At 37.8% G+C, this 26,041-nt stretch carries 22 protein-coding genes and 1 riboswitch; of the genes, 16 read left to right on the top strand and 6 right to left on the bottom strand.

Going from position 1 to position 26,041, the window contains the following annotated elements:
• Window positions 1–124: 124 nt before the first annotated feature.
• The 5 genes from metH to ACZ5B7_RS25055 form a co-directional block, all read right to left on the bottom strand.
• Window positions 125–3,574 (bottom strand): methionine synthase, encoded by a 3,450-nt coding sequence (gene metH, locus ACZ5B7_RS25075; protein ID WP_464491362.1) that lies wholly within the window; start codon window positions 3,572–3,574, stop codon window positions 125–127.
• Window positions 3,552–5,414, bottom strand: a complete 1,863-nt coding sequence (locus ACZ5B7_RS25070) for a bifunctional homocysteine S-methyltransferase/methylenetetrahydrofolate reductase (protein WP_464491361.1) — start codon at window positions 5,412–5,414, stop codon at window positions 3,552–3,554. Before ACZ5B7_RS25070 ends, metH begins: the two co-directional genes overlap by 23 nt.
• Before the next feature lie 2 nt (window positions 5,415–5,416).
• Complete coding sequence (metC, locus tag ACZ5B7_RS25065; RefSeq protein WP_464491360.1) at window positions 5,417–6,598, bottom strand: cystathionine beta-lyase; 1,182 nt, start codon at window positions 6,596–6,598, stop codon at window positions 5,417–5,419.
• Window positions 6,598–7,710: a methionine biosynthesis PLP-dependent protein gene (locus ACZ5B7_RS25060; protein WP_464491359.1), complete on the bottom strand. Its 1,113-nt coding sequence runs from the start codon at window positions 7,708–7,710 to the stop codon at window positions 6,598–6,600. The genes metC and ACZ5B7_RS25060 overlap by 1 nt, the downstream gene beginning before the upstream one ends.
• Before the next feature lie 82 nt (window positions 7,711–7,792).
• A riboswitch (SAM riboswitch) is annotated at window positions 7,793–7,907 on the bottom strand.
• 98 nt (window positions 7,908–8,005) lie between these two features.
• Window positions 8,006–8,350, bottom strand: a complete 345-nt coding sequence (locus ACZ5B7_RS25055; RefSeq protein ID WP_464491358.1) for a helix-turn-helix domain-containing protein — start codon at window positions 8,348–8,350, stop codon at window positions 8,006–8,008.
• Window positions 8,351–9,169: 819 nt separating this feature from the next.
• Here ACZ5B7_RS25055 and ACZ5B7_RS25050 point away from each other — a divergent pair.
• From ACZ5B7_RS25050 to ACZ5B7_RS25040, 3 genes are all read left to right on the top strand, one after another.
• Window positions 9,170–11,002, top strand: coding sequence for a polysaccharide biosynthesis protein (locus ACZ5B7_RS25050; RefSeq protein ID WP_464491357.1), 1,833 nt, complete (start codon window positions 9,170–9,172; stop codon window positions 11,000–11,002).
• 84 nt (window positions 11,003–11,086) lie between these two features.
• On the top strand, window positions 11,087–12,244 hold the full coding sequence (locus tag ACZ5B7_RS25045; RefSeq protein ID WP_464491356.1) for an aminotransferase class I/II-fold pyridoxal phosphate-dependent enzyme: 1,158 nt from the start codon (window positions 11,087–11,089) through the stop codon (window positions 12,242–12,244).
• 127 nt (window positions 12,245–12,371) lie between these two features.
• Complete coding sequence (locus ACZ5B7_RS25040; protein WP_464491355.1) at window positions 12,372–13,139, top strand: tyrosine-protein phosphatase; 768 nt, start codon at window positions 12,372–12,374, stop codon at window positions 13,137–13,139.
• Between the two features lie 31 nt (window positions 13,140–13,170).
• Here ACZ5B7_RS25040 and ACZ5B7_RS25035 read toward each other — a convergent pair whose 3' ends face one another.
• A complete protein-coding gene (locus ACZ5B7_RS25035) occupies window positions 13,171–13,404 on the bottom strand; it encodes an IS110 family transposase (protein ID WP_464491354.1) in 234 nt (77 codons plus the stop codon).
• A gap of 299 nt (window positions 13,405–13,703) precedes the next feature.
• On the opposite strand from ACZ5B7_RS25035, the gene ACZ5B7_RS25030 reads away from it, so the two are divergent.
• From ACZ5B7_RS25030 to ACZ5B7_RS24970, 13 genes are all read left to right on the top strand, one after another.
• Window positions 13,704–14,336, top strand: coding sequence for an acetyltransferase (locus ACZ5B7_RS25030; RefSeq protein WP_464491353.1), 633 nt, complete (start codon window positions 13,704–13,706; stop codon window positions 14,334–14,336).
• Between the two features lie 28 nt (window positions 14,337–14,364).
• Window positions 14,365–14,598, top strand: coding sequence for an acyl carrier protein (locus tag ACZ5B7_RS25025; protein ID WP_464491352.1), 234 nt, complete (start codon window positions 14,365–14,367; stop codon window positions 14,596–14,598).
• Window positions 14,599–14,631: 33 nt separating this feature from the next.
• Window positions 14,632–16,179, top strand: coding sequence for an amino acid adenylation domain-containing protein (locus ACZ5B7_RS25020; RefSeq protein ID WP_464491351.1), 1,548 nt, complete (start codon window positions 14,632–14,634; stop codon window positions 16,177–16,179).
• A gap of 107 nt (window positions 16,180–16,286) precedes the next feature.
• Window positions 16,287–16,517, top strand: a complete 231-nt coding sequence (locus tag ACZ5B7_RS25015) for a hypothetical protein (protein WP_464491350.1) — start codon at window positions 16,287–16,289, stop codon at window positions 16,515–16,517.
• Window positions 16,514–17,578 (top strand): 3-oxoacyl-ACP synthase III family protein, encoded by a 1,065-nt coding sequence (locus tag ACZ5B7_RS25010; RefSeq protein WP_464491349.1) that lies wholly within the window; start codon window positions 16,514–16,516, stop codon window positions 17,576–17,578. The genes ACZ5B7_RS25015 and ACZ5B7_RS25010 overlap by 4 nt, the downstream gene beginning before the upstream one ends.
• Before the next feature lie 31 nt (window positions 17,579–17,609).
• Window positions 17,610–17,978 carry a holo-ACP synthase gene (gene acpS / locus ACZ5B7_RS25005; RefSeq protein ID WP_464491348.1) on the top strand — a complete coding sequence of 123 codons (369 nt, stop codon included), beginning with the start codon at window positions 17,610–17,612 and terminating at the stop codon, window positions 17,976–17,978.
• 67 nt (window positions 17,979–18,045) lie between these two features.
• Window positions 18,046–18,792: a YveK family protein gene (locus tag ACZ5B7_RS25000; protein ID WP_464491347.1), complete on the top strand. Its 747-nt coding sequence runs from the start codon at window positions 18,046–18,048 to the stop codon at window positions 18,790–18,792.
• Entirely contained in the window at window positions 18,761–19,459 is a 699-nt protein-coding gene (locus ACZ5B7_RS24995; protein ID WP_464491346.1) for a tyrosine-protein kinase family protein, read from the top strand. The genes ACZ5B7_RS25000 and ACZ5B7_RS24995 overlap by 32 nt, the downstream gene beginning before the upstream one ends.
• Before the next feature lie 120 nt (window positions 19,460–19,579).
• Entirely contained in the window at window positions 19,580–21,112 is a 1,533-nt protein-coding gene (locus tag ACZ5B7_RS24990; RefSeq protein ID WP_464491345.1) for a lipopolysaccharide biosynthesis protein, read from the top strand.
• Window positions 21,113–21,160: 48 nt separating this feature from the next.
• Complete coding sequence (locus ACZ5B7_RS24985) at window positions 21,161–22,423, top strand: O-antigen ligase family protein (RefSeq protein WP_464491344.1); 1,263 nt, start codon at window positions 21,161–21,163, stop codon at window positions 22,421–22,423.
• Between the two features lie 39 nt (window positions 22,424–22,462).
• A complete protein-coding gene (locus ACZ5B7_RS24980; protein WP_464491343.1) occupies window positions 22,463–23,584 on the top strand; it encodes a glycosyltransferase family 4 protein in 1,122 nt (373 codons plus the stop codon).
• 216 nt (window positions 23,585–23,800) lie between these two features.
• Window positions 23,801–24,409, top strand: coding sequence for a sugar transferase (locus tag ACZ5B7_RS24975; RefSeq protein ID WP_464491342.1), 609 nt, complete (start codon window positions 23,801–23,803; stop codon window positions 24,407–24,409).
• Window positions 24,406–25,815 carry a glycosyl hydrolase family 28-related protein gene (locus ACZ5B7_RS24970; RefSeq protein ID WP_464491341.1) on the top strand — a complete coding sequence of 470 codons (1,410 nt, stop codon included), beginning with the start codon at window positions 24,406–24,408 and terminating at the stop codon, window positions 25,813–25,815. Before ACZ5B7_RS24975 ends, ACZ5B7_RS24970 begins: the two co-directional genes overlap by 4 nt.
• Window positions 25,816–26,041 lie beyond the last annotated feature (226 nt).

The following is a 26,041-nucleotide window of genomic DNA, read 5'->3' as shown; positions in this document are numbered from 1 at the left end:
AATATTAGTTACCTAGGTAACTATAATGGATATATTATTAAATGTCAAGAAATGTTCACAATATGTCGACCTTCCTAAACAAAAAAACTCCGCGGAACATTATTCCGCGGAATCTTGCATAAGACTATCTTAACACATTAAAATACCTAGCCTCTGGATGGGCGAAAACAATGGCAGAAACAGATGCTTCAGGTTCCATCATACAGCCATCTGTTAATTGGACACCGATATCCTCCGGCTGGATTAGCTTAAAGAGCTTCTTCTGATCTTCCAGCTCAGGGCAGGCGGGGTAACCAAATGAGAACCGCTGGCCTTGATAATGGGCCGCAAAACGGTCCTGCATGGTAAAGGTTAGAGGATCCGGGAAGCCCCAGCGGTCACGCATCTGCCGGTGAATCAATTCTGCCAGACCTTCGGCACTTTCAAGAGCGAGAGACTGCAGGGCATGGCTTTCAAGGAAGCGGCCGGACGCTTTAAACTGATCAGCTTGCTCGCGAATGCCCCTTCCGGCAGTTACCGTAAAGAAGCCGACATAATCCATCACGCCGCTATCGACTGGCTTTAGGAAATCTGCCAAACATAAATATGGTGCAGATTCCTGACGAGGAAAATCAAACGTCTCAATAACCTGTTCAGGATTTTCTGGATCATAAATATGAACTTTATTTCCCTCGGATTGTGCCGGGAAAAATTGATAGACGGCCGCAGGTGTAATCCAGCTATTTGCGCTGGCATCTGCGAGCAGATTATCAACCATGTCTTTTACTTTCCAAGCCTTCTCATCCTTCTCGGCCAGCAATTTTGAAATTTTTCCTTTAACTCCAAGATGGTGGCCCAACAGCATCTGCATATTGATATATGGTTCAATATGCGACAAGGAATAGGATTTTAGGACATGTCGTTTTGTATCTTTTGGAATAAAAACTGGAACCTCAGTAGAGATAGCAGCCCTTTGCTTTACAGCCACTGAGGCGGCAGACCGGACTGGCAGCTCTCTTGGAACATCTAGGGAGGCCAGCTTTTCCTGTTTTTCGGCAAATAATTTTTCAAGCTCCTCTGGGGATTGAAGCTGGTTGGCGAGTGCCAAGCCATTCATCGCATCCTTTGCGTAAAGAACAAGTCCTTCGTATTCCTTGGCAATTTTCGTATCCGTAAATTTGCGGGAAAGTGCCGCACCACCTACAAGAATAGGGAGGGAGATGCCTGCTTCCTTCATATCCTGTGCCGTTAACACCATTTGCTGGGCCGACTTTACCAAAAGACCGGAAAGTCCAACCATGTCCGGCTGTATCTCGCGAATGGATTTAATCAATTCAGCGGGTGCTACCTTAATCCCAAGATCAATGACTTCGTAGCCGTTATTGCTGAGAATAATATCAACCAGGTTTTTCCCAATATCATGGACATCGCCTTTTACCGTGGCCAAAATGACTTTTCCTTTTGAGGCAGACACATCGCCTTTTTCCATAAACGGTTCCAAGTGGGAAACGGAGGCTTTCATGACCTCTGCACTCTGGAGAACTTCGGCGACGATTAACTGGTTATCATTAAACAGCCGTCCAACTTCCTTCATCCCGTCCATTAACGGGCCGTTGATAATATCAAGCGGAGCAGGGTACTTCGCAAGCGCCTCATCTAAATCCGGAAGGAGCCCTTCCTTTGTACCTTCGACAATATAGTAGCCGAGCCGTTCCTCAAGACTCATATCGAGTGTAGTACCTTTTGCTTCCTTCTTTTTATCCCGATAAAAATCAGTGAAAACAGCCAATGTTTCATCGGTAGTATCGAATAATAGAGCTTCCGCCAGCGCCACTTCCTCTTTGGAGATGGAAGCAAAGCGTTCCAGCTTTTCTGTATTGACAATCGCATAATCCAGTCCCGCCTGGGTGCAATGGTAGAGGAATACAGAATTCAAAATTTCCCTGCCGACAGGGGGCAGCCCAAAGGATACGTTACTAATGCCGAGTATCGTTTGTACACCTGGAAGCTGTTCCTTGATTAACCGGATGCCATCAACCGTGGCTTTAGCGGAACCAATATATTGCTCATCCCCTGTACCTACAGGAAACACTAATGGGTCAAAAATTAAGTCCTGTGGCTTCAATTTATATTTGTTGACTAAGATATCATGAGAACGGCGGGCAATTTCCAATTTACGTTCTGCAGTAACCCCCATGCCGGTTTCATCAATAGTCCCGACAACAACGGCAGCCCCGTAGCGGTGAATTAACGGAACTACCGCTTGGAAACGTTCTTCGCCGTCCTCAAGGTTAATGGAGTTAATAATCGCTTTTCCCTGCGAGTACTTCAACGCCTTTTCAATAACCTTTTCATCTGTTGAGTCGATGACAAGCGGCACCTTTACCTTTTTGACGACTTCAGTGATGAATTTTTCCATATCGATAAGCTCTTCACGGTCCGGGTCAGCAAGACAGATATCGATGACGTGAGCTCCGCCTTTTACTTGGGCCCGGGCGATTTCTGCCGCTTCTTCAAATTTACCTTCTGCTATCAAACGTTTAAATTTGCGTGACCCAATAACATTGGTCCGTTCTCCGACCATGATTGGTCTTAAAGTTGGATCATCGTAAATGAAAGGTTCGATTCCTGAAACCATATGATGGGAGGATGGCTGGAATTCCCTTGGCTTGTAATCCTTCATTGCATCGGCAATGGCGCGAATGTGATCAGGGGTCGTACCGCAGCAGCCGCCGACAATATTGAGCCAGCCATGAGCGGCAAAGTCACCCAGCTTTTTCGCCAGTGTTTCCGGTGTCTCATGATAGTGGCCCTCCTCGTCAGGCAGGCCAGCATTCGGATAGCAGCTGACTGCCGTTCCAGACAGATTGGCGAGCGAGCGCACATGGTCCTGCATAAACTCTGGTCCTGTTGCGCAGTTCAACCCAACAGCCACTGGATTCATGTGTTCGATGGAAATATAAAAGGAATCAATCGTTTGTCCCGCCAAAGTCGTTCCCATTGGCTCGATTGTTCCAGAAATAAACAGTGGCAATGTTTTGCCGGTTTTTTCAAACGCTTTTTCGATGCCGACATAGCCAGCCTTAACATTCAGCATATCTTGAGAAGTTTCTAGAAGGAGCAGGTCAACTCCACCGTCAATCAAGCCAATAGCCTGTTCCTCATAGGAGGCAGCCAGTTCATCAAAGGTGGTTCCGCCGGTAACGCTTAATGTCTTTGTCGTCGGTCCCATGGAGCCGGCCACATAGCGAGGCCAATCCTCGCTGGAAGCTGCCTGAGCTTCCTTCACAGCAATCATCGCAGCAATTTTATTGATTTCATAAGCTTTATATCCAAGCTCATACTCATCTAAGACAATGCTGGTGGCACCGAATGTGTTAGTCTCGATGATATCAGCTCCGGCCTCTAAATATTCGCGGTGAATGCGCGCAATAACTGCTGGAGCAGTTAAATTGAGATTTTCATTACAGCCCTCGTATTGTTCACCGCCAAAATCATTAGCAGAAAGACCTGCTTGCTGCAGCATCGTTCCCATTGCCCCGTCCATGACAAGGATACGTCTTTTTAACTGCTCAATAAATGGTCTTTTCGACATAGCTGTTCCCCCTCAGTTCACACGCACGCTGTCGGGCATAAAGGGCCAGTTCAGCAGTAAGCTCATAGCGTAAAAATGGTGTGATTAAATAAATTCCATTAAATAAATCTAAGGCTGCATCGATTAACCCCTTGGTAATTTCAACGCCTTCTTTTGCCGCTTGGAGCGGGTTATCATGAAGCGCGGCCATCCGTTCACGAATAGAGTCGGCAATTTTAATGCCTGGCACTTCATTATGAAGGAACTCCGCGTTTTTACTGCTGGTAAGCGGCATTAAGCCGATGTAGATTGGTGCTTTTAAATGTTTTGTATGTTCATAGACTTCAAGCAGTTTTTCTTCGGAAAAAACCGGCTGGGAGATAAAATAGTCGGCCCCATGCGCAATTTTCTTCTCCAACCGTTTGACTGCTTTTTCCACTGAGCGGACATTCGGGTTAAAGGCTCCGGCAATGCTGAACGCCGTTTTCTGGCCCAAGTCCTTTCCGGAAAAAGATAAACCTTCATTTAATTGTTTAATCATTTGAATCAGTTCAAATGAAGAAACATCATAAACGGAAGAAGCCCCCGGAAAATCGCCGACACGCGCAGGGTCGCCAGTGATTGCCAGAACATCATGCATTCCTAACGTGTGTAAGCCCATCAAATGGGATTGTAGACCGATAATGTTGCGGTCCCGACAGGATATATGGATAAGCGGACGCATTCCTAGTTCTTTTTTTGCTAAATATCCTAAAGATTCATTGGAAATCCTCACTTGCGCAAGAGAATTATCTGCTAGTGTAATCGCATCAATTCCGGCTTCCTTTAGAACCTTTGCCCCTTCAAAAAACTTCGTTGTATCAAGCTTTCTAGGCGGATCTAATTCAACAATAACTGATGGCCGTTCCTTCACAATATCTTGAAGTGGGGCGTAATCCCGCTTGGCAGGACGATCTTCAACTATGATTTTCTTTGGTTTTAATTCTACTACTTTATCTGTTATCGGAGCGCTGTTTTTTAATTCGGTGGCAAATGCCCTGATGTGTTCAGGTGTTGTGCCGCAGCATCCTCCTAAAAGTCGGACACCTTGCTTGCGGAATTCAGCCGCTGACCTGCGGAAGTAATCGGCATCACCATCATAATGAAACTTTCCATCCGTATAAGCAGGGAGACTGGCGTTTGGATAGGCTGAAAGAAAGGCTCGCTTAGGCAGTTCGATTTGTTCGAGCGCAACCAGCATATGATGCGGGCCAAGCCGGCAGTTTAGGCCGACAACGTCAGCGCCTAGCCCTTCAAGTCTCTGCAGAGCATCATTGACAGGAGTACGGTCCTGCAGAATTCCTGGTTCTGCAAGGGAAACTTGCGAAACAATTGGCAGATTGGTTTCCTTTCTGGCGATGGTCAGGACGGTTTCAAGCTCTTCCAGGTCGTAGAAGGTTTCGAGTAAAAGCCCGTCAACTCCCTCTAATAAAAGGCAATACAGCTGCTCGCGAAAGCTTCGTTTAATTTCTTCTATTGAAATGGATTTGGGCTTGATGCCACGGTTGCCGCCCAAGGTCCCAAGCACATAGGCACGGTTCTCGGCAGCCTTTTTGGCATTTAGTACAGCGGCGCTGTTGATGTCCTTGACTGAATCCTCTAGCCCGTATCGTCCAAGCTTTAAATAGTTGGCCGCATAGGTGTTCGTTTGAATAATATCGGCACCGGCATCAATATAGGCTTTGTGGATATTCTGAATTTGCTCAGAGCGGGAAAGATTCAATTCTTCAAAACAGGAATCTTTGCCATAGGAATAAAGCATTGTTCCCATGGCCCCGTCGGCAATCAAAATTTGATTTTGTAATTTTTCTAAAAAACTCATCGTTATTCTCCTTGAGAGAGCTTATTCACCTGCAGCTTTTCCAAAGCTTGTGAAAAATCCTTAATCAAGTCTTCAGGCTTTTCAAGTCCGACTGAAAGTCGTAGCAGGCTGTTTTTAATTCCCCGCTTTTCCCTTTCCGCTTGCGGCATGGCCGCATGGGACATTTTAGCCGGATACGACAAAATGGATTCTACCGCACCAAGGCTGACAGCGAAGACAGGAATTTTTACATTTGAAACAAAGGTCCGAAGGGCATCCTCGTCAGCCAGTTCAAATGAAAGAACGGCACCCGCGCCACTTGCTTGCGCTTCCTGTAATTCCTTCTCTGGGTGATTTTCAAGCGCCGGATAATATACTTTTTCAATAAGCGGATGCTCTTCTAGGAATCCGGCAATCTCCAATACGGCTTTCTGTGATTGCTCAAGGCGGACATGAAGAGTTTTTAAGCCTCTCATCACAAGCCATGCGTCCTGTACGCCAAGCACTGCACCAAACGAATTTTGTAAAAAGTAAAGTCTTTTTGCCAGTGCTTCATCCTTAACTACCGCTAGACCCGCGACAACGTCACTGTGGCCAGATAAGAATTTGGTGGCACTGTGAAGGACCACATCGGCGCCAAGTTCCAATGGCTTTTGCAGGGCTGGGGTTAGGAAGGTGTTATCAACAAAAGTCAGGGCGTTATGTGCCTTTGCTAATTGGCTGATGGCCTGAATATCGGTCACCTTCAATAATGGGTTAGATGGTGTTTCTACATAAAATGCTTTTGTATTTGGCCTAATGGCTTGCTTAACCTGATCAAAATCAGTCATATCAACAAAGGTATGCTCAATTCCGAAGCGTGTTAGAACTTCAGTGACCATTCGGTAAGTACCGCCGTATACATCCTCTGTAATAACAACGTGGTCTCCGGAGGATAGCAACAGGAAGGCGGTGGAAATGGCGGCCATCCCAGAAGAGAAGGCAAACCCGCGGATTCCGCCTTCGAGTTCCGCAATGATATCCTCGAGAGCTTCACGAGTTGGGTTTAAGCTGCGGGCATAGTCATATTTTCCGAAACTATCAATTTCAAACTGATGAAAGGTGGATGCATGCTGGATCGGGACACTGACTGCTCCTGTTTGTGCATCCATTTTATGCCGATTATGAAGAAGTCTCGTTTCAAAACTAAATTCTTCGTGTTCCATCACACATTCACTCCTTCAACTAATTTGGCAAAAGCTTGCTCTAAGTCAAAAATGATATCTCCTGCATCTTCAATTCCTACAGAAAAACGCAGTAGACGGTTACAGACACCTTGTGCAATTCGGATTTCTTCCGGGATATCAGCGTGGGTCTGAGTCGCCGGATACGTGATAAAGCTTTCAGTTCCGCCAAGGCTTTCAGCAAACGAAATCAGTTTTATGTTTTGCAGGAACGGATTTACCCACGTTTCATCTTTAATACGGAAAGAAACCATTCCGCCTCTTCCTGGGTAAAGGACATCTGTCACCGCATCGCTATTAGAAAGAAACTCAACAACAGCCTTAGCGTTTTTCTCATGCCGTTCCATACGGAGCGACAATGTTTTCATCCCGCGCATTAACAACCAGGAATCGAAGGGGCTTAAAACGGCACCTGCACCGTTATGATGGAAGGCCAATGCCTCACAAAGTTCCTTACCCTTCGCGACAATCAGTCCAGCTAGAACATCATTGTGGCCTCCAAGGTATTTCGTTGCACTATGAATCACGATATCTGCACCAAGTGCAATCGGCTGCTGCAGAAGAGGGGTATAGAAAGTGTTGTCCACAATTAACAAAATGTCATGCGCTTTGGCAATTTTTGCAATGGCGGCAATATCAGCTTCCTGCATAAGCGGATTAGTTGGTGTCTCCAAGAAGATTGCTTTTGTATTTGGTGTAATGTTGTTTTCAACCTCTTCAGGACAACAGGTATTTACATATTGGCTTTTCAAGCCCCACTTTTGAAAGCCTTTTTCGAGCAAACGGTAGGTTCCGCCATATAAATCCTCGCTAACCAGCCATTCATCACCAGACTGAAATAAGGAAAGAATCGTTAAAATGGCCCCCATTCCAGAACTGCAGGCAAAGCCTTGGTCTCCGCCTTCTAAATCGGCGATAGTTTTCTCAAGGAGCTGACGTGTTGGATTTCCGGTTCGAATATAATCAAATCCTGTGGATTGTCCAATCCCCTCGTGCCGGAATGCAGTTGAAAAATAGACTGGGGGATTAACAGTTCCTGTTGTAGTTTCACTACGGTTCCCAATTTGAGCAAGCTTAGTATCGATTTTATACATTGTTGTCTACACTCCTTTTTGATATTAAAAAAAGGCCTTCTATAAGAAGAAGACCTTTGCATGTACAATACATCTGTCACTCTTCTTATCTCGCAAATTAGTAACAATTTGCAGGACTTAGCACCGTTTCAATGTAAAAGACATTGAAGGTTGCTGAGGTGTCACCGGGCCCTTCCCTCAACCTCTCTTGATAAGAACATATTAATATTTTGACTATTTATAAAATTTACTACACTAAATGCATGGTGTCAATGTATTTTCTTTATTTCTTGTTTAAGTTGTTGAAGTAAGCGTTTTATTGATTTTTTTCCCAGATTTTGAATTTAATATAGTTAATGTATTCTCGGAAATCATCTTTATTTATTCCGTCTTCAATTGCCTTTTCAATAATTTTCTTCCATTCTTCGTCCAGTTCATTTTCGCCGGGGGGGAAATCATCATTATCAAGTCCGGTCAGCAAATATTCTATAGTGACATCTAAAGGCCTTGCTACTTTTTGTAAAAAATAGATGGATGGGTTTTTATTAAGGTTCCGCTCGATATAACTTAGATATGATTTTGAGACGTTCGCGAGTTCAGCAAGCTCAGTTATCGAAAAGTTTTTTTGTTTTCGTAATTTTTTTATTCGTTCACCAATCATAGTAATCTCCCTTATTCCCTAAATTTCAATTGATTTGTTTGTTCCAGGAAAAGGCCTGAAAGAAACTAAGAATAATTAATTTTGATTGAAACGATGAAGAACGCCAAAAGACTTGGTTATAAGATTTAGAGGATAAATTAATCTAAATAGATAGGTTTCTAAGAACTTTGGTATTGGAAGGTGGAATTTATTGAATAAGTAAATTAATTATTTTTTCACAGTTGAGAATATTATAACTTACATTTTATTCTTTTTAAAGAACGAATCAAAAGAGAGTTGTACATTATTTTTACTTGATTTTCATAAAGAAGAGGTTAAAGGCCGTACAATATATAGAATTGGAGTAAATATTTTTTGGATATTTCAATAAAAAAGTGAGTCGAAAAATTTCACCCTTGATTGTTCTTTACCAAGAACAGTCCGTTTGTTATAATGTTAATATTAAAAGAGGAATTTATATTAATAAAAGTTAGGAAAAAAGTTTTAGGTAAAATTAACTAATTTATGTTATTGGTATTTTTTTAATTAATACGTTCTTTATATAGCACATATTTTTTATCTAACAAACAATAGAGTTTTCTATTAATAATGGGTGATGTCTCCTTACCACTATCAATGGAGACACTCGGTCATGCTGTGGGTTGAGAAAAACCTTAGACGCTTGTCGTCGAGAGTGTGATGTGAGGGGGGGTTGGATGCCCTGTTTTACCATTAAAGCTTTTGCTTAGGCGGGATTCAAGAACTCTTCTAATCAAAAGCTTTAATTTAATAATCAGCATGAACATGTTATTAAATTGCACCTAAAAAAGGGGGGGGATTATGACCTACCGACAGAGACTGTCTATATTTTTTTTGGTTGATTCTTGTATCGTCATTAGTGTTATCTTTTTTAGCCGATTTCTGGTTGATGCAACAACAAATGTGTTCACCGTCTTGAATTTATTTACCTCAATTGCCATTTTATTAAGTCATCATACTTTTTCATTTATCTTTAAGCTTTATAAAAAAGCCTGGCAATATGCCAGTATAGGGGAATCCATTCTTATTATAAAGGTAGTTTCATCTACTATCTTCATGGCGGCTGTTTTGCAGAAGTTGTTTTTCTATAAAGTTGATTTCAGGCTCTTGGCTGTTATTTGGTCCCTTCATATTTTGTTTATTGGCGGATCCAGATTTTGCTGGCGGATGTTTCGTGATTCCTTCATTATAAAAAATCAACATAAAAATCGAACACTCATTATTGGAGCAGGGGAAGCAGGAACAATGGTTGTAAGACAGTTATTAAAAAACCGCGACACTAATCTTCTTCCAGTGGGATTCATTGATGATGACACAAAAAAACAAAAGCTTGATATTCTGGGGATTCCCGTTGTCGGGGGAGTAGATTCGATAGAACAGGCTGTTCAAAATTTAAAAATTGAAAATATCGTCATTGCTATTCCATCACTTAGCCGAAAGCAATTAAACGTGATTTTTCAAGAATGTGCAAAAACGGCCGCAAAAACGCAAATCCTTCCAATGCTAGAAGACCTGGTTACTGGAAAGGTTTCAGTCAATCAATTTCGAGATGTTCTGGTTGAAGATCTTTTGGGAAGGGAGCCAATAGAGCTCGATATTACCTCAATTTCAAAAAACATCACGGGTAAAACAGTGCTAGTAACCGGTGCTGGAGGATCGATTGGGTCAGAAATTTGCCGGCAAGTCGCTAATTTTATTCCCAATACATTAATTCTTTTAGGCCACGGTGAAAACAGTATTTATTCAATTGAAATGGAACTAAGAGAAAGTTTTAGGGGAGCACCTATACAATTCTTAACTGAAATTGCGGATATTCAGGATGAAGTAAAAATGAACTCGATTGTTCAAATTCATAAACCAGACGTTGTGTATCACGCAGCTGCCCATAAACATGTACCTTTAATGGAACGCAACCCTGAGGAAGCAGTTAAAAATAATTTAATTGGCACAATAAATATTGCGAATGCTGCATCTGCAAATAACGTAGAAACGTTTGTCATGGTTTCCACCGATAAAGCAGTGAATCCAACTAGTGTTATGGGGTCAACCAAAAGATTAGCAGAAATGATTATTCAATGGATGGCACAAGAAAGCTCAACAAAATTTGTTGCCGTAAGGTTTGGGAATGTTTTAGGCAGCAGGGGGAGCGTTATTCCATTATTTAAACGGCAAATTGAGAGGGGAGGTCCTGTTACCGTTACCCATCCGGATATGGTTAGGTATTTTATGACTATACCGGAGGCTTCCAGACTGGTCATTCAGGCTGGGGCCCTTGCCCTGGGCGGGGAAATATTTGTGTTAGATATGGGGGAGCCAGTAAAAATAGTCGACCTTGCTAAAAATTTAATCAAGTTATCGGGAAATTCCATAGAGGAGATAGGGATTGAATTCACGGGTATTAGACCAGGTGAAAAGCTGTTTGAGGAACTATTAAAGGAGGAAGAAGTACATCAGGAGCAAATTTATCCGAAAATTTATATAGGAAAATCCTCTAATTTATATATCGAGGAAATAGAAGAATTGCTTACTCATTTAAATAGTCTTGATAGACATGAGCTTAGGGAGAAACTTTTAAAAATTGCTAATTATAATGCGGTTGCCCAACCGGTCTCTGTCCATTCCATTTTGGGATAGCATAAATGTAGCAATCTTCTCAAAAAATGGCAGGATAATAGATTTATAGCGGTTGCAGAAGATGAAATTTTGGGGGTGTTTAGCTTGCTGAAATCAACCAAGAAAAGTAGAGTCCTTCTATCTCCTCCCCATATGAGCGGGGTAGAAATGAAATACATCCAAGAGGCATTCGAATCTAATTGGATTGCTCCGTTGGGTCCAAATGTAGATTCATTCGAAAAAGAAATAGCCAGTTTTGTAGAGGTCAATGGTGCTGTTGCCGTAAGCTCAGGAACAGCAGCCATCCATTTAGCTCTTTTATTATTGGGTGTTCAAAAAGGGGATATTGTGTTCTGCTCTAGTTTAACATTTGTTGCATCTGCTAACCCCATTTTGTATCAGGGGGCAGAGCCAGTTTTTATTGACTCGGAACCGGACACCTGGAATATGTCTCCTGTAGCACTTAAGAAAGCATTTTTGGATGCTGTTTCTACAGGTAAACTACCAAAAGCTGTCATCGTTGTAAACCTTTATGGGCAATCTGCCAGAATGGATGAAATTGTTTCCCTTTGCCAGAACTATGGTGTTCCCATCATTGAAGATGCGGCAGAGTCCCTGGGAGCAAAATATAAAGGAAAAGCGAGCGGAACTTTTGGAGAGTTTGGAATCTTTTCATTTAATGGCAATAAAATTATTACTACTTCAGGCGGCGGCATGCTAATTTCCAATCATTTTGATGCACGAAACAAAGCCAGATATTTGGCAACGCAGGCCAAGGATCCTGCCCCATATTACCAGCATAGCGAAATAGGATATAACTATCGAATGAGCAATATTTTGGCCGGACTTGGGCGCAGTCAGTTAAGTGTTTTGAATGAAAGAGTTCATGCAAGAAGAGCTATCTTTAATACCTATCAGCAGGAGTTATCCCACCTTCCAGGTATTTCTTTTATGCCGGAATTAGAGAATACATTTTCTACTCGGTGGCTGACTGCATTAACGATAAATGAAGGTGAAACCGGTGTCTCCATAAAAGACTTACTTGCCCACCTCGAATCGGAGAATATTGAAGCAAGACATGTTTGGAAACCGCTTCATATGCAGCCGCTTTTCAGCAAGTGTAAGTATTATCCGCATGACGAACATGACAGTGTTTCGGAAAAACTATTTAAAACAGGAATATGCTTGCCTTCCGGTTCGAGCATGACATTAGAGGAACAAATGAGAGTGATTACCTGTATAAGACAAGTTATAGACTCTTAATTAAATATTTTGAAACCTGAAGTGGAAGGAAAATATTATATTCCGGTTTTTTTATTTATAAGGCAACAAATCTATGTTTTAACTATTTAAGATTAGTTAGGAATTACTCATAAGGGGGCATGGATAAATGATTGATATACATTGTCACATTCTTTCTGGACTTGATGATGGTCCCCAAGGTATTACTGAGTGTCTTAATATGGTGAATGCAGCAGTAGAAGCTGGAATCACTCATGTATTTGCAACACCACATCATTTGAATGGACAATATGAAAATTCAAAGAATGTTATTATGGGCCGTGTCAATGAGTTAAATCAGTATTTACTTAAAGAAAATATCCCTCTTACAGTACATTTTGGTCAAGAGTTAAGGATTCATCGGGAAATATTTCTGTCGCTAGAAATGGATGAAATACTCACCCTTGATAATAAAGGTAAGTACTTATTATTAGAACTTCCTTCGGGTGAGATACCCACTTACACTCTGGATATTGTCTACGAACTGCTATTAAAAGGGATTACACCTATTATTGTACATCCTGAGCGTAATAGGGGATTTATTGAGGACCATAATCGCCTATTAGAATTGGTTCAGGAAGGAGCGTTAACACAGCTTACGGCAGGAAGCATAATTGGTCATTTTGGCAAAAAGGTTAAATCCTTTGCTGAGAAAATCGTTGAACATAATTTGACACATTTAATTGCCGGTGACGCCCATAATACAACGACAAGGGGATTCCTACTTCAGGAAGCATATAAAACTATCAATAAAAAGTTCGGTATTGACCGCACTTTTTATTTTATAGAAAATGCTGAACTTCTTCTAAACGGTCAACAAATATATATCGAAAAGCCAGTTTCTATAAGAAAATTTTTAGGTATCTTTAAAATCTAAATATATATAGATAAAAAACTTACTAATTTGATTATCTTGCCTTAGTCCACAGGTGCCAGCTGTATAAATCCGTGGCTTCCATCCCAATTTTTAGTTGATCAACCTGACTTTTTTCCGCTGTTTCCAGCATTCTTTTGACCAGAGTTTCGGCCCCGTTTTGATCATTGGGAACAGAAAAGTCAGCAAGAGATGAACCGTCCTCAGACATGAAATGGAAATGATGGGACTTTAAACTTACGTCTACACCAACAAGCATTTGTGACATACTAATCACCTCCAGTATGTTAGTTAATCAAGTGCGTTTCAGACCTGGGTGCCCAAGGGAATCATCCCCCTGCGAAAAATGACCAACACATAAATCTAATAATAATCAATTAAATCTTTACTTCGGCTTCCCCATCAAGTGGGTGAAACAAGGGTAAAACAAAAACATTTTAAAGATGGGGAAGCCGAGAGGAAAACCTTGATAACCTATAGGAATCTAGAGTGAATTTTAGACGATCCGGATCAACTGGAAATTCTTCTAGAAGGAGCTCTTACTACTAATATACGAGGAGAATTAGTATGACAAGATTATTAATCGTTGGTGCCGGCGGTTTTGGTAAAGAGGTATTATTCTGGGCTAAACAAATTCAAAGGGAAAATAATTTATGGGAAGAAATAGGCTTTATTGATGATAACCTGGATGCTCTTAAAGGGATAGACATTGAAAATAGTGTAGTATCCACAATTGAGCATTATGAACCCCATGAAGATGATTATTTAATTTGTGCGATTGGGAACACAGCAGATAAAGTTCGTATTTGCGATCAACTTTTACAAAGAGGTGCCAAATTTACTAATTTAATTCACCCTACAGCGATAGTGGCAGAAAATGCGGTATTAGGGACAGGTGTCATATTAGCCCCTTATTCAAGTGTTTCTACCAACGCTGCGATTGGTAATTTTGTTACATTAATGAGTTACTCAATTATCGGTCATGATGCAAGAGTAGGTGATGGTTGCATAATTTGCGACCACTGTAATGTAATGGGCAACGTCAGTATAGAGGACTCTGTCTTTCTAGGTGGAAGTGCAGCCGTTTTACCAAATATTCATATCCAAAATAATGCAACAGTAGGTGCTGGAAGTGTAGTAACACGTAAAGTAAAAGAGTATACAACAGTATTCGGCAATCCAGCTATAAAGGTTTTTTAATTATATTAAATTAGAAAGGGAGTTCAAAATGAATAAAGAAGACTTTATTGTAAAAATTGCTGAAGCCTTATATGAGGAGGAAACGATCTTAACTAAAGATACCATTTTAGATGATTTGGATGGATGGGACTCCTTGGGCAGATTGGAGCTTTTTGCCCTAATTAAAGAGGAATTTGGAAAAACTATAGACCCTGAATCTCTTCGGAACTGTGAAAAGGTGGGAGACATTATTGACTTAGTAGTAGTAGGTTTAAAGGTTTAAAAAAAGATGATTTTGAAAGAGGAGAAATTTAATTTGAAAATCAATGCATTAGAATATTTAAGAGAGGCAGCAATAAAATCCCCCAATAAGCCGGCAATTATTGACAGAGAAAGAAGTATCACGTTTCATGAATTGAATTTAAAGTCAAAATGGTTAGGGTTTATTATTAGCTCGCAAACAAAAAAGCGTAATCAACCGATTGGGGTTTTTTTGCCAAAAGGATTAGATGCGATTGTTTCCTTCATGGGTGCGCTCTATAGCGGAAATTTTTATGTACCTTTAGATGTTAAGTCCCCCAATACAAGAATAAATGCCATATTATCTAATCTTAATCCTTCAATCATAGTTACAAATAAACATTATAAAAGTATGTTACTTTCTTATGGCGTACCAGAACATATAATAATACAAGTTGAGGAAATAGACGAGGAACCGGGTGACTTTGATCAGATATTTGGAGATGACATTACTTTTAATATTATTGATAAAGATCCAATTTATACAATTTTTACTTCCGGGTCAACGGGAATCCCGAAAGGTGTCGTCGTCTCACATAGGGGTGTTATTGACTATATTGATTGGGCAAAAACAACTTTTAATATAGACGAGGAAACGATTATTGGAAATCAGGCACCTTTTTATTTTGATAACTCAACTCTGGATATTTATCTTTCCATAGCAGCCGGCTGTACTTTAGTAATCATTCCGGAACATTATTTTGCATTTCCAGCAAAATTAATGGAATACGTTTATGAAACGAATATTAACTTCATATTTTGGGTACCTTCCATTTTAATAAATATTGCGAACTTAGATATATTAAGTCAAATTCAGAATGGCAGCTTAACGAAAGTATTATTTGCCGGGGAAGTAATGCCTAATAAGCAACTTAATTACTGGAGGGAAAAATTACCTAATGCCCTATATGCAAATTTATATGGTCCTACTGAAATTACTGTTGATTGCACTTATTATATCGTAGATCGCGAGTTTGATGATAATGAACCATTACCAATTGGAAAGCCTTGCCGTAATACTAATATTATTATTCTAAACGATGACAACAAGGAGGCCGGGGTTAACGAAATTGGTGAATTATGCGTAAGAGGTTGTTCTTTGGCCCTGGGCTATTGGAACGATCCTGAAAAAACAAATGCAAGTTTTATCCAGAACCCTTTAAACAGCAACTATCAGGAAAGAATATATAAAACTGGTGACTTAGTCTATCTAAATGAAAATAAAGAAATTATTTATGTCGGTAGAAAAGATACACAAATTAAACATATGGGCTACAGGATTGAACTTGGGGAAATAGAAATGGCAGCTTTAAGCCTGGAAACAATTTTTAATACGTGTGCGTTATATGATCATGAAAAAAAAGAAATTATTTTATTTGTTGAATCAGAAAATCAATTACCTGTTTCTGAAATTAGAAAAGAGTTGGTGAATTTGCTGCCTAAATATATGATACCAGCAACAATAATCCAACTAAGTAAATTGCCCTTAAATTCTAATGGGAAAATCGACCGAGTTTTATTGAAAGAGACTTACATGAACAAAGGATTTCCAATTGTACGATAGTGATTGAAATGTGTGTAATAATTACTGGGCATCGTTTTATCTGAATGTATCAAGAATTATTGAAAGGGCAAACATTTATAATTTTATTTTTTTTAAAGGAGATTATTATGGAAAAGGTTTTAAGAATGTTAGAAGAGATACGGCCTGAATTTGACTTTCGAAATACCAGCAATTTCATTCAAAATGGGCTCCTGGATTCACTGGATATCATTACTCTTGTTTCAATGTTGGATGAATTTTTCCACATATCAATAAATGGAATTGATATAATTCCCAATAATTTCGAAGATATCGAATCTATCAACAAACTAATATTAAAATGTGGTGGTACTCTATGAACCTAACTTTCCATAATAAAAAAATAACTGGTATATTGACAGTTCTTCCAAAAAATGAAGTAAAGTTTGATGATGAAGCGGCTAATTATAACTTTCCTATAGAAAAATCTTTAAGATTGAAAAAAATCATGGGATATAATAAGCATCGAATCGTCACAGGAGAGACATGTGTTTCGGACTTATGCGTTTTTGGCATGGAACATTTAATCGAATCAAATCTTTTAAAAAAAGACGACATAGACGCTTTAATACTAGTAACACAGACTCCTGATCATTTCATACCTCCTACAAGTAACATTATCCAAGGGAAGCTTGGTTTAAAACATGACATGATTTGTATGGACATTAATCAAGGATGTGCAGGATATTTATTGGGCTTGATTCAGGCTTTTATGCTTTTAGATCAAGACTCCATTAAAAAGGTCGTGTTATTAAATGCCGATGTATTGAGCAGAAAGACTTCATCAAAGGACCGAAACAGTTATCCGCTAGTAGGGGATGGAGCTTCTGTAACGATTGTTGAAAGAGGAGATCAAAACGTTCCAATATATTGCAACTTAAAAATGGATGGAAGCAGAGGGGAGTCTTTAATTATACCTGCCGGAGGTTTAAGAATGCCTTCTACGCCGGAAACTAGCAACTTGGAAGACACTGGTGATGGTAACCTTAGGAGTAAGGATGATTTAATTATGGATGGAACAAGTGTTTTTAATTTTGTTCAAACAGAAGTTCCGCCAATGGTAAGAGATTTATTTGAAATAAGTGGAGTTAACAAGGACGATGTCGATTATTTTATGTTTCACCAACCAAATAAATTTATGCTTGAAAAGTTAGCAGATAGTATGGAAATTCCTTCAGTGAAAATGCCAAATAATACTGTTACTAATTTTGGAAACTCAAGTAGTGTAACAATTCCAACAACTATTACACTCAATCTGGGGGAGCAGCTGCATGATGAATCATATAAGATTTGTCTAGCTGGTTTTGGTGCAGGTTTGACATGGAGTTCAATGATGATTGAACTAGGGAATTTAGACTTCAGCAATATCATTGAATATTAAATTTGCTTAATCTGGGATGTGGAAATTTTCCGTGTATATTGGCGTTGATATTATTGAAATAGATAGAATCTCCAAGCTTCTTGATTATGAAAAATCTCTATTGAATATTTTCACTAAAAATGAGTTAGATTTTGCAAATAAGCTCGGAAAAAAAAGGAAAATAGAAACTCTAGCTGGTAAATTTGCAGCAAAAGAAGCTACTGTAAAGGCTCTCGGAAGTGGATTTAATGAATGTATTCATCCAAGTGATATTGAAATTTTAAATAATGAAAAAGGAATGCCTTTTCTGATCCTTCACAATGAATCACTGGAATATGCAAAAAAATTAAATATTCATGAATATAAAATTTCAATATCCCATAATAAAACAATGGCTATTTCATTTGTAATGCTGTTATAAAACAATACTATACATTAACTGGTCAAATCGTGGCCATTTTTTTGAAACAAATATTTTGGAGGACAATATGGATAGCACAGTGAGTTTAATGGATATTTTCAAAACCTTGAAGAAGCGCTGGAAGTTAATTGTGCTTTTAACATTGACGGCTGCATTAATAAGCGGTGCTGTTTCTTATTTCTTAATGAAACCTGTTTATCAGGTATCGACACAAATTCTGGTTAATCAAAAAAATGCGGATAACCAGCTTGATCTTACTCTATTACAAAGTAATGTAAATTTGATTAATACGTATAGTGATATTCTGAAAAGTCCAGTTATTTTAGAAAAAGTCATTAATAATCTTAATCTATCTCAAAGTGTGGAGGAACTGAATAAAGATATTTCTATTACCAATCAAGCAAATTCGCAAGTCTTTACTTTAAATGTAGAAAATGCAAATGCCAGTGTAGCTGTCAAAATCGCAAATACATTGTCTGAAACATTTCAGCAGGAAATTAAAGGAATTATGAATGTGGATAATGTGAGTATTCTTGCAAAAGCCGAACTAAAGAGGAATCTTGACCCTGTCAGGCCTAAGCCGTTGTTAAATATCTTAGTGTCGGTCGCATTAGGTTTAATAGCTGGACTAGGGATTGCATTAATTTTAGAATTTTCTGATAATACATTAAAGGATGATCAGGATGTTACTGAATTAGGGCTGCCCGTTCTAGGGTCAGTTCAGAAAATGCCAGTAGTTCATAAAAAGGTGAAAGGAAAATCAATTACACCTTCAGTGAGGAGTGAAACAGTTGTCTCGTCGGGGGAAAAATAATTATAAAAGAATGGTAAATTTAATTACACAGTATGATTCTAATTCAGCCATTTCTGAACAGTATCGGCTAATTCGAAATAATTTACACTTTTCCTCTGTGGATAAGGATATCAAAACAATCGTTGTAACTTCACCGGATGCCTCGGAAGGAAAATCTACAACGTCTGCCAATTTGGCCATTGTTCTTGCTCAGAAAGGAAAACGAGTAATACTTGTGGATACAGATTTAAGGAAACCCACTGTACATCATTCATTTAGTACAAGTAATTTGGATGGTCTCACTAGTGTACTTACAAAGGACATTAACTTAAAACAAGCAATTTCGAAGACATTTATAGCAAATTTGGACATTTTAACATGCGGACCGATACCTCCAAATCCCTCAGATTTATTGGATTCAAAAGCGATGGAACAGGTGACGGATAAGCTAAAACAAACCTATGATTATATTGTTTTTGATACTCCGCCAATACTTTTGGTTACAGATTCGCAAATTATTGCAAGTAAAAGTGATGGAGTCGTGATGGTTGTTACCAGTGGGAAGACTAGAAAAGACAGGGTAATAAAGGCAAAGGAAATATTAGAAAAGGCAAACACTATGATACTTGGTGTTGTTGTAAATGGGGTAGAGACAAAGAAAAGTGATTACTTTGGTCATTACGCTTAATGGAAAGCTCAAATGAATTATTATTATTAGAATTTCCTTTGGTGATGTCCATAAATCCCAACAATGATAGCTGAGATATGATATTTGACAGGCGCTAAATAAAATAAAGGCGGCACTTTAATGAGAACAAAAAAAGCTTTTTATATAATAATTTCCAATCTGTCTTACCAACTGGTTTACACGCTAATTTGGCTGGTTTTACCAAGGCTGTTTATGACCGTTTATGGATCGATAATAAACGGTCTAATCTTATCAATTAGGCAATTTCTTAATTTTTTTAATATTGTTGAAGCTGGAATTGGACTTGCGTCGATAACCGCTTTGTTAAAACCATTAGCTTCTAACGATAAAACGGCTGTAAATCAGATTCTTTCCTCTACAAAAATATTTTACATACGGGCTGGTTATATATTTTTAGGTTTAATCACATTGCTCGCATTTATTTATCCTTTTTTCATTGCCAATCAAGTAAGCTTCCCAATATCATTTTCCCTGATTCTGATATTGGGAAGCAGTAATTTTTTGGATTTCTTCATTATCGGCAAATATAAAGTACTGCTTACAGCTGACCAAAGGGTTTATGTGCTAACAAATATCCAAATTATTAGTCAGCTATTAAATTTGGTATCCTACGTGGTCTTAATTAAATGTGGATTCAATATCCTTCTCGTAAATGGTATTGCAACCTTAATGTTTACATCGAGAACCTTTATGGTATTTGCCTATGTCAAAAAAAATTATTCCTACGTCAATTTTAAAGAAAAGCCAAATACCGCTGCATTAGCGCAACGCAGGGAGGTTTTTATTCAGCAAATTGCCGGTGTTTTTGTATATAATACCCCAGTTATTATCATTACAATCTTTTTGGGGCTTAAGGAAGTCAGCGTTTATACAACTTATAATATGGTATTTTCCGCGATTGTTTTATTGGTTAATTCCTTTTCTAGCGCATTATTCGCAGGTTTGGGGGATTTGCTGGTAAGAGGTGAAAAACAAAGAGTTATTGAGGTTTTTACTATTTTTGAATCGATGTTTTATGCGATTATTGCTTGGGTTTTTACGACGACTATTTTTCTAATCATTCCATTTATAAGAATCTACACTCATGGTGTTTCAGATGCCAACTATATACGGCCTAATTTAGCGATTTTGTTAATTGTTGTGGGGGTTATCAACAATATTAGAACACCTGCCTCTACACTCATTAATTCTGCTGGACATTTTAAAGAAACAAGGAATGGTGCAATTGCTGAAGCAATTATTAACCTTATGGCATCACTAATTTTAATTGGAAAATTTGGTACCGCAGGTGTACTGATTGGTGCATTTTGTTCTTCCATATATCGGACAGCAGATATCATTTTTTATGCTTCTAGAAAAATATTGAATCGTTCAGTAAAACCTACCATTTCTAAATTGGGTATCAATTTTGCTTTGTCATTAGTTGCTGTACTTCCTGTTCAATGGCTGTTAAAAATAAATCCGGAAAATGCTTATGAATGGGTTGTGTATGCTGTAATTCTATCCATATGGAATTTAATAGTCATACTGACCGGCAATATCATTGTCGACCTAAAAATGTCAAGAAACGTGTTCCATAGATGCAAGGTAGTTCTCTCAAGAAAAAGAGGCGTTACAACTGAAGAAATGTAAAGAATTAAGAAAGGATAAATATCCAAAATTCTAATATAGGAGGGGAGGTTGAGGGACATCTATAGTTTAACTGCCGTTAATCATAAGGAAATGGAAAGAAACCTCTTTTATTATTTTGTGGTTTTATTTTCCGTTTTTTTTAATCAAACGAGTATAGTTGGGGGAATTAATTTTTCATTAAGTGATTTAATTATTCCCTTTCTACTTTTTTTCTTGATCTGTAAAGGAATCAAAGTCCCCGGTTACCATTTCGTGTACTTTTTGTTTTTGTCTGTTGTTATCATTGCAACTTCTATATTCTATACCCCTTATAAATTCGGCGTTGTATCAAACTTAAGTTCAACAATGAAAGAATATATAAAACTGGCTGTAGAATTTATGTATTTGTTAGTAGGGTACAATTTAATTCAAGAAAAAATGGTCCGCTTATCATTAAAGTGGTATTCATATGCTGCTCTATTCATAGGAATATTGGGGGTATTCATTTATATCCTGGGAATGAAATTTCTTTTTCATATATATAATTTTGGTATATTTGATCGTTATAACGGTTTTATGAATGATCCCAACTATTTTGCTATTATTCAAATCAGCGCTCTGCCTTATTTTCTACGCTCCAAAAATATTTCATATAAGGCCAAAATAATCATTTATGCCATAATGACAGTCAGTGTTTTTCTGTCAGGATCAAAAACAGGGTTTATCACATTATTCCTCTATACAATGCTTTTTGTTTTAGGAGAGGTATTAAAAAACAAAATAAGCAAGAGGGCAATTTTATTTGGGTTTTCTGCCATATTATTTTTACCAATCTTAATTGCGGCTGTACAATTTATCGGTTCAAATTTTAATATAAATTTGGACAAATTCGTACAATTTCAAAGAATTTCCCTTCTTTTCACCAATTTTGATGCAGCCTTAAATCATAATGGTTCGGGAAGATTACCAATATGGATGGCAGGTATTCAGCTTATTAGTTTGTCTCCTCTATTTGGAGTCGGAGTAGGGAAGTATTTGGAGGTTTCTGAAAAAGTTTCAGGAATTGAAGAAGTTGCTCATAATACGTATATACAAATCTACTCTGAATGGGGAGGGGTATTTGCAACAATCCTTTTCTTGTATTTAGCTGCTATTTTGTTAAAAGTTACAATTAGCAAAAAAATCAAGAATGTGATCAATATTGTATTAAGGGATATATTAATCATTTTGTTGATTGGATCAATTGCTATCTCCTTAAATAATGCAAGAATGTTTTGGTTTTTCTTAGGTGTGTTGGCTTATAGAATGAATCAGATACAAGCAAAAAACTAAATTGCAATGTCGTATTATTTCTTAATGGAGGGCTATAAGTTGAAAAAAGTATTATTTGTTGCATCAGTATACAGCCATTTTGTAGCATTTCATAAACCATTTATGCAAATGTTTCAGGAAAAAGGATATGAAGTTCATGCGGCCGGCAGTAATTCCCAGACCCGCAAGGATGAACTGATTGAAATGGGTATTATATGCCATGACATCGAATTTGCCCGGTCACCATTCTCCAAAAATAATATAAAAGCCATAAAGGAACTGCATGCATTATTCCAAGAGAACCATTTTAATTTGATACATGTCCATACACCGACAGCAGCTTTTTTGACAAGATATGTTGCCTCTAAACATAAACAAGGAAAAGTTCTATATACGGCGCATGGATTTCATTTTTTTAAAGGAGCCTCTCTAAAGAATTGGCTCTTTTTTTATCCTGCAGAGAAAATGGCGAGACACTGGACTGACGGCTTACTAGTAATGAACGAGGAAGATTACCATTTGGGTAAAATGCTTGGGTTTAAAGAAAACGATAATATGTTTCACGTCCATGGTGTGGGTGTAGATTTACAAGAGTTTGGTGTAAGAACAGAAGAAGGGATGAATATTAAGAGCGAACTAGGTCTTGACTCAGATGCTGTTATTATCAGTTGTGTAGCGGAGTTAATAGCCCGGAAAAATCAAATGTTTTTGCTGGAAAACTGGAGGAACATTGTAAAGTACTGCCCGAATGCACATTTATTATTAATAGGCAATGGAATGGATTTTGAAAAAATTAAAATATTTATTCAGGAGCAGGGGATGAACAATGTTCACCTTCTGGGATATAGGCGTGATATACCAAAAATTCTTGCCGCCTCTGATATTGTAACACTTGTATCCAAACAGGAGGGGTTGCCCCGCTGCCTAATGGAGGCAATGGCCTGTGCAAAACCAATTATTACAACAAATGTTAGAGGGTCAAGAGACTTAATAGAAAATGGGCACTGCGGTATGGTCGTCAATCTAGGTGATCACGAACATCTTTGTAAAAGCTTTATTACATTAATCAACGATAAACAATTAAGGAATGTTTACGGGGAAAATGGTCAACAAAGAATCCAAAATTATAGTTTAATGAATGTATTAAGTGAAATGGAAGACATCTATACTCGTTATATATAATTCTTGGAATATGGAATTGATATCTACTATTTTAGGGAAATGCTTGATGTGATAACGCACATATATTTTTAAATAAAGAAGAATGACCTTTTTTGTTATGTATCACCGAAGGTTTAGATTTAATAAATCAAAATTTGTGGTGATTTTTTTTGCAATTGCCCTGTGCAAGAGTGTGCCTAAGGATTACTTGAATTCGAAAAGAATGGAAGGTATTTTATGAAAAGAACAGTAGATATCTTTATCTCATTATGTCTTTTAATTATATTTTCAGAAATACTAGTGATAGTAGCTCTAATGGTTCGGTGGAAATTAGGTTCTCCAATATTATTTAAACAGCAGCGTCCAGGACTTTATGGGAAGCCTTTTTATATATATAAGTTTCGAACAATGACGGATGCTAGGGATCATAAGGGGGAACTTCTACCGGATGAAATTCGCTTAACTTCTTTTGGAAAATTTTTAAGGAAAGCCAGCTTAGATGAATTACCCCAGCTTTTTAATATCCTGAAAGGAGATATTAGTTTAGTAGGCCCAAGACCGCTATTAATGGAATACCTTCCCTTATATACTTTTGAACAAGCAAGAAGACATGAGGTACGGCCGGGCATTACTGGCTGGGCGCAGGTTAATGGACGTAATGCGATAACTTGGGAAGAAAAGTTTAAGTTAGATGTATGGTATGTAGACCACCAATCATTATGGTTAGATATAAAAATATTAATTCTTACAGTGATAAAGGTTTTTAAATCAGAAGGAATAAATCAGCAGGGGCATGTTACTGCTGAATATTTTACTGGGAGTAAAGATAAAGAAGGGATCTCATGAGGAAAATTACCTTTATTGCAGCCATTAGTATTTTTCTTGTGTTACTAACAACTTTTATAGGATGGAAAATAAAAGTTGGAGAGTCATTTATTTCAGAGGTCAGAGATAATTTGATTCTGGAAAATCCCCTTTCCCTTTCAGCAAACCATCGAACAAATGTTAAGGATTTTGGAGCTAAAGGGGATGGCAATACAGAAGATACTGCAGCATTTCAATCAGCTATAGATGCGACGAGTAAAAAAGGCGGTGGGGATGTTTATGTTCCTGCTGGCACATATATATTAAATTCGTTTTATTTGAAGTCGAATGTGAAGTTAATTGGTGAAGGTCGGGATGTAGTTACACTAAAACTCACAAAAAATGCAAATGCTAAGAAACAAACCAGGCTATTAAATATCAAGAACATAGATAATGTATTAGTGAAAAATATAACATTTGACGGAAATTACGAAAACCACCGTAAAGGAACAGAACATATGCATGATGTTTTTATTTGGGATAGTAGTAATGTAGTTATTGAAAATTGCCGCATGGAAAATGCGGTTGGAGACGGCATTTCTGTTACAGGGTCTAAAAAGGCAAGCAATAATGTAACTCTTTCCAATAATATTTTCATAAACAATCACCGTTCCAATATAGTTGTTGAACAGGTAAACAATATAAAAATATTCAACAATCTTAGCGAGTCGGATATAGGGAGGCCAACCTTGCATTTCGAGCCCTTTGAAGAAGTCCAGGTTTATAACGCCAAAATTTATAATAATACATTTGTTACGAATGCAACTGAAAATAATTCTATACATATTAATGGAGGGGATGATAATGGGAGGTTTCATGAAATCGAATTCTATAACAATACAGTTAAAGGTGGGAATTCAGGAATTTTAATCAATAGAACGGTCGATACTAAAATTTATAATAATGACATATCCACCGATAATGTGAATATTTGGTTTGAGAATGATAATTTGGAACTCTACAAAAATAATTTAAAAACGAAGAACGGGATTTTAATCGAAGGTAATTTTGGAAAATCGGTTGGGACCAAAATTTACGAAAATAAAATTTCCACCAATAACAACGCAATGGTGATTCGGACTGAATCAGCTGATACCTTAATAAAAGGGAATACCTTCATTGGAAAAGGAAATAAGGATGCGATCTTTTTATGGGCAATTGGTGCATCAATCAAAAATACACATTTTATTGGTAATACCTTTACCAATTTTGATAAAGTTTTGTCAACTGATTTTTATAAAGAATCAAGTATTAATGGTTTGGTGTTTAATGGGAATCAATTCAATCAATTTATAAATAAAACGACATATTCAAGCAGACCCATTCAAAACTTGGTTATAGATGATAAAACTTACAGTTCTATTCAAAATATAACATTAATAAAGTGAGTATTTAAATTTATCAAAAAAAGATATTGTAAATGAATATCATACATACAAGTTGGTATTCTAGAAAGGTTATACGTAAAAAATTCACAAACTAGACCTTTCAATTCTCTTAATAGAAATATCTGATATTGGTATACTGGTTGGAAAATTGTTGATTCTTGCCTAACGAAAAGACTCGAATTGTAGTAGTTCTTCCAATGTTAAGAATTGCTATAGGTGAAGACTA

It is taken from the genome of Neobacillus sp. S1115, from assembly GCF_055385565.1.
Note: the sequence above shows the minus strand (reverse complement) of the source record. Positions and strands in the feature narration are given on the sequence as shown.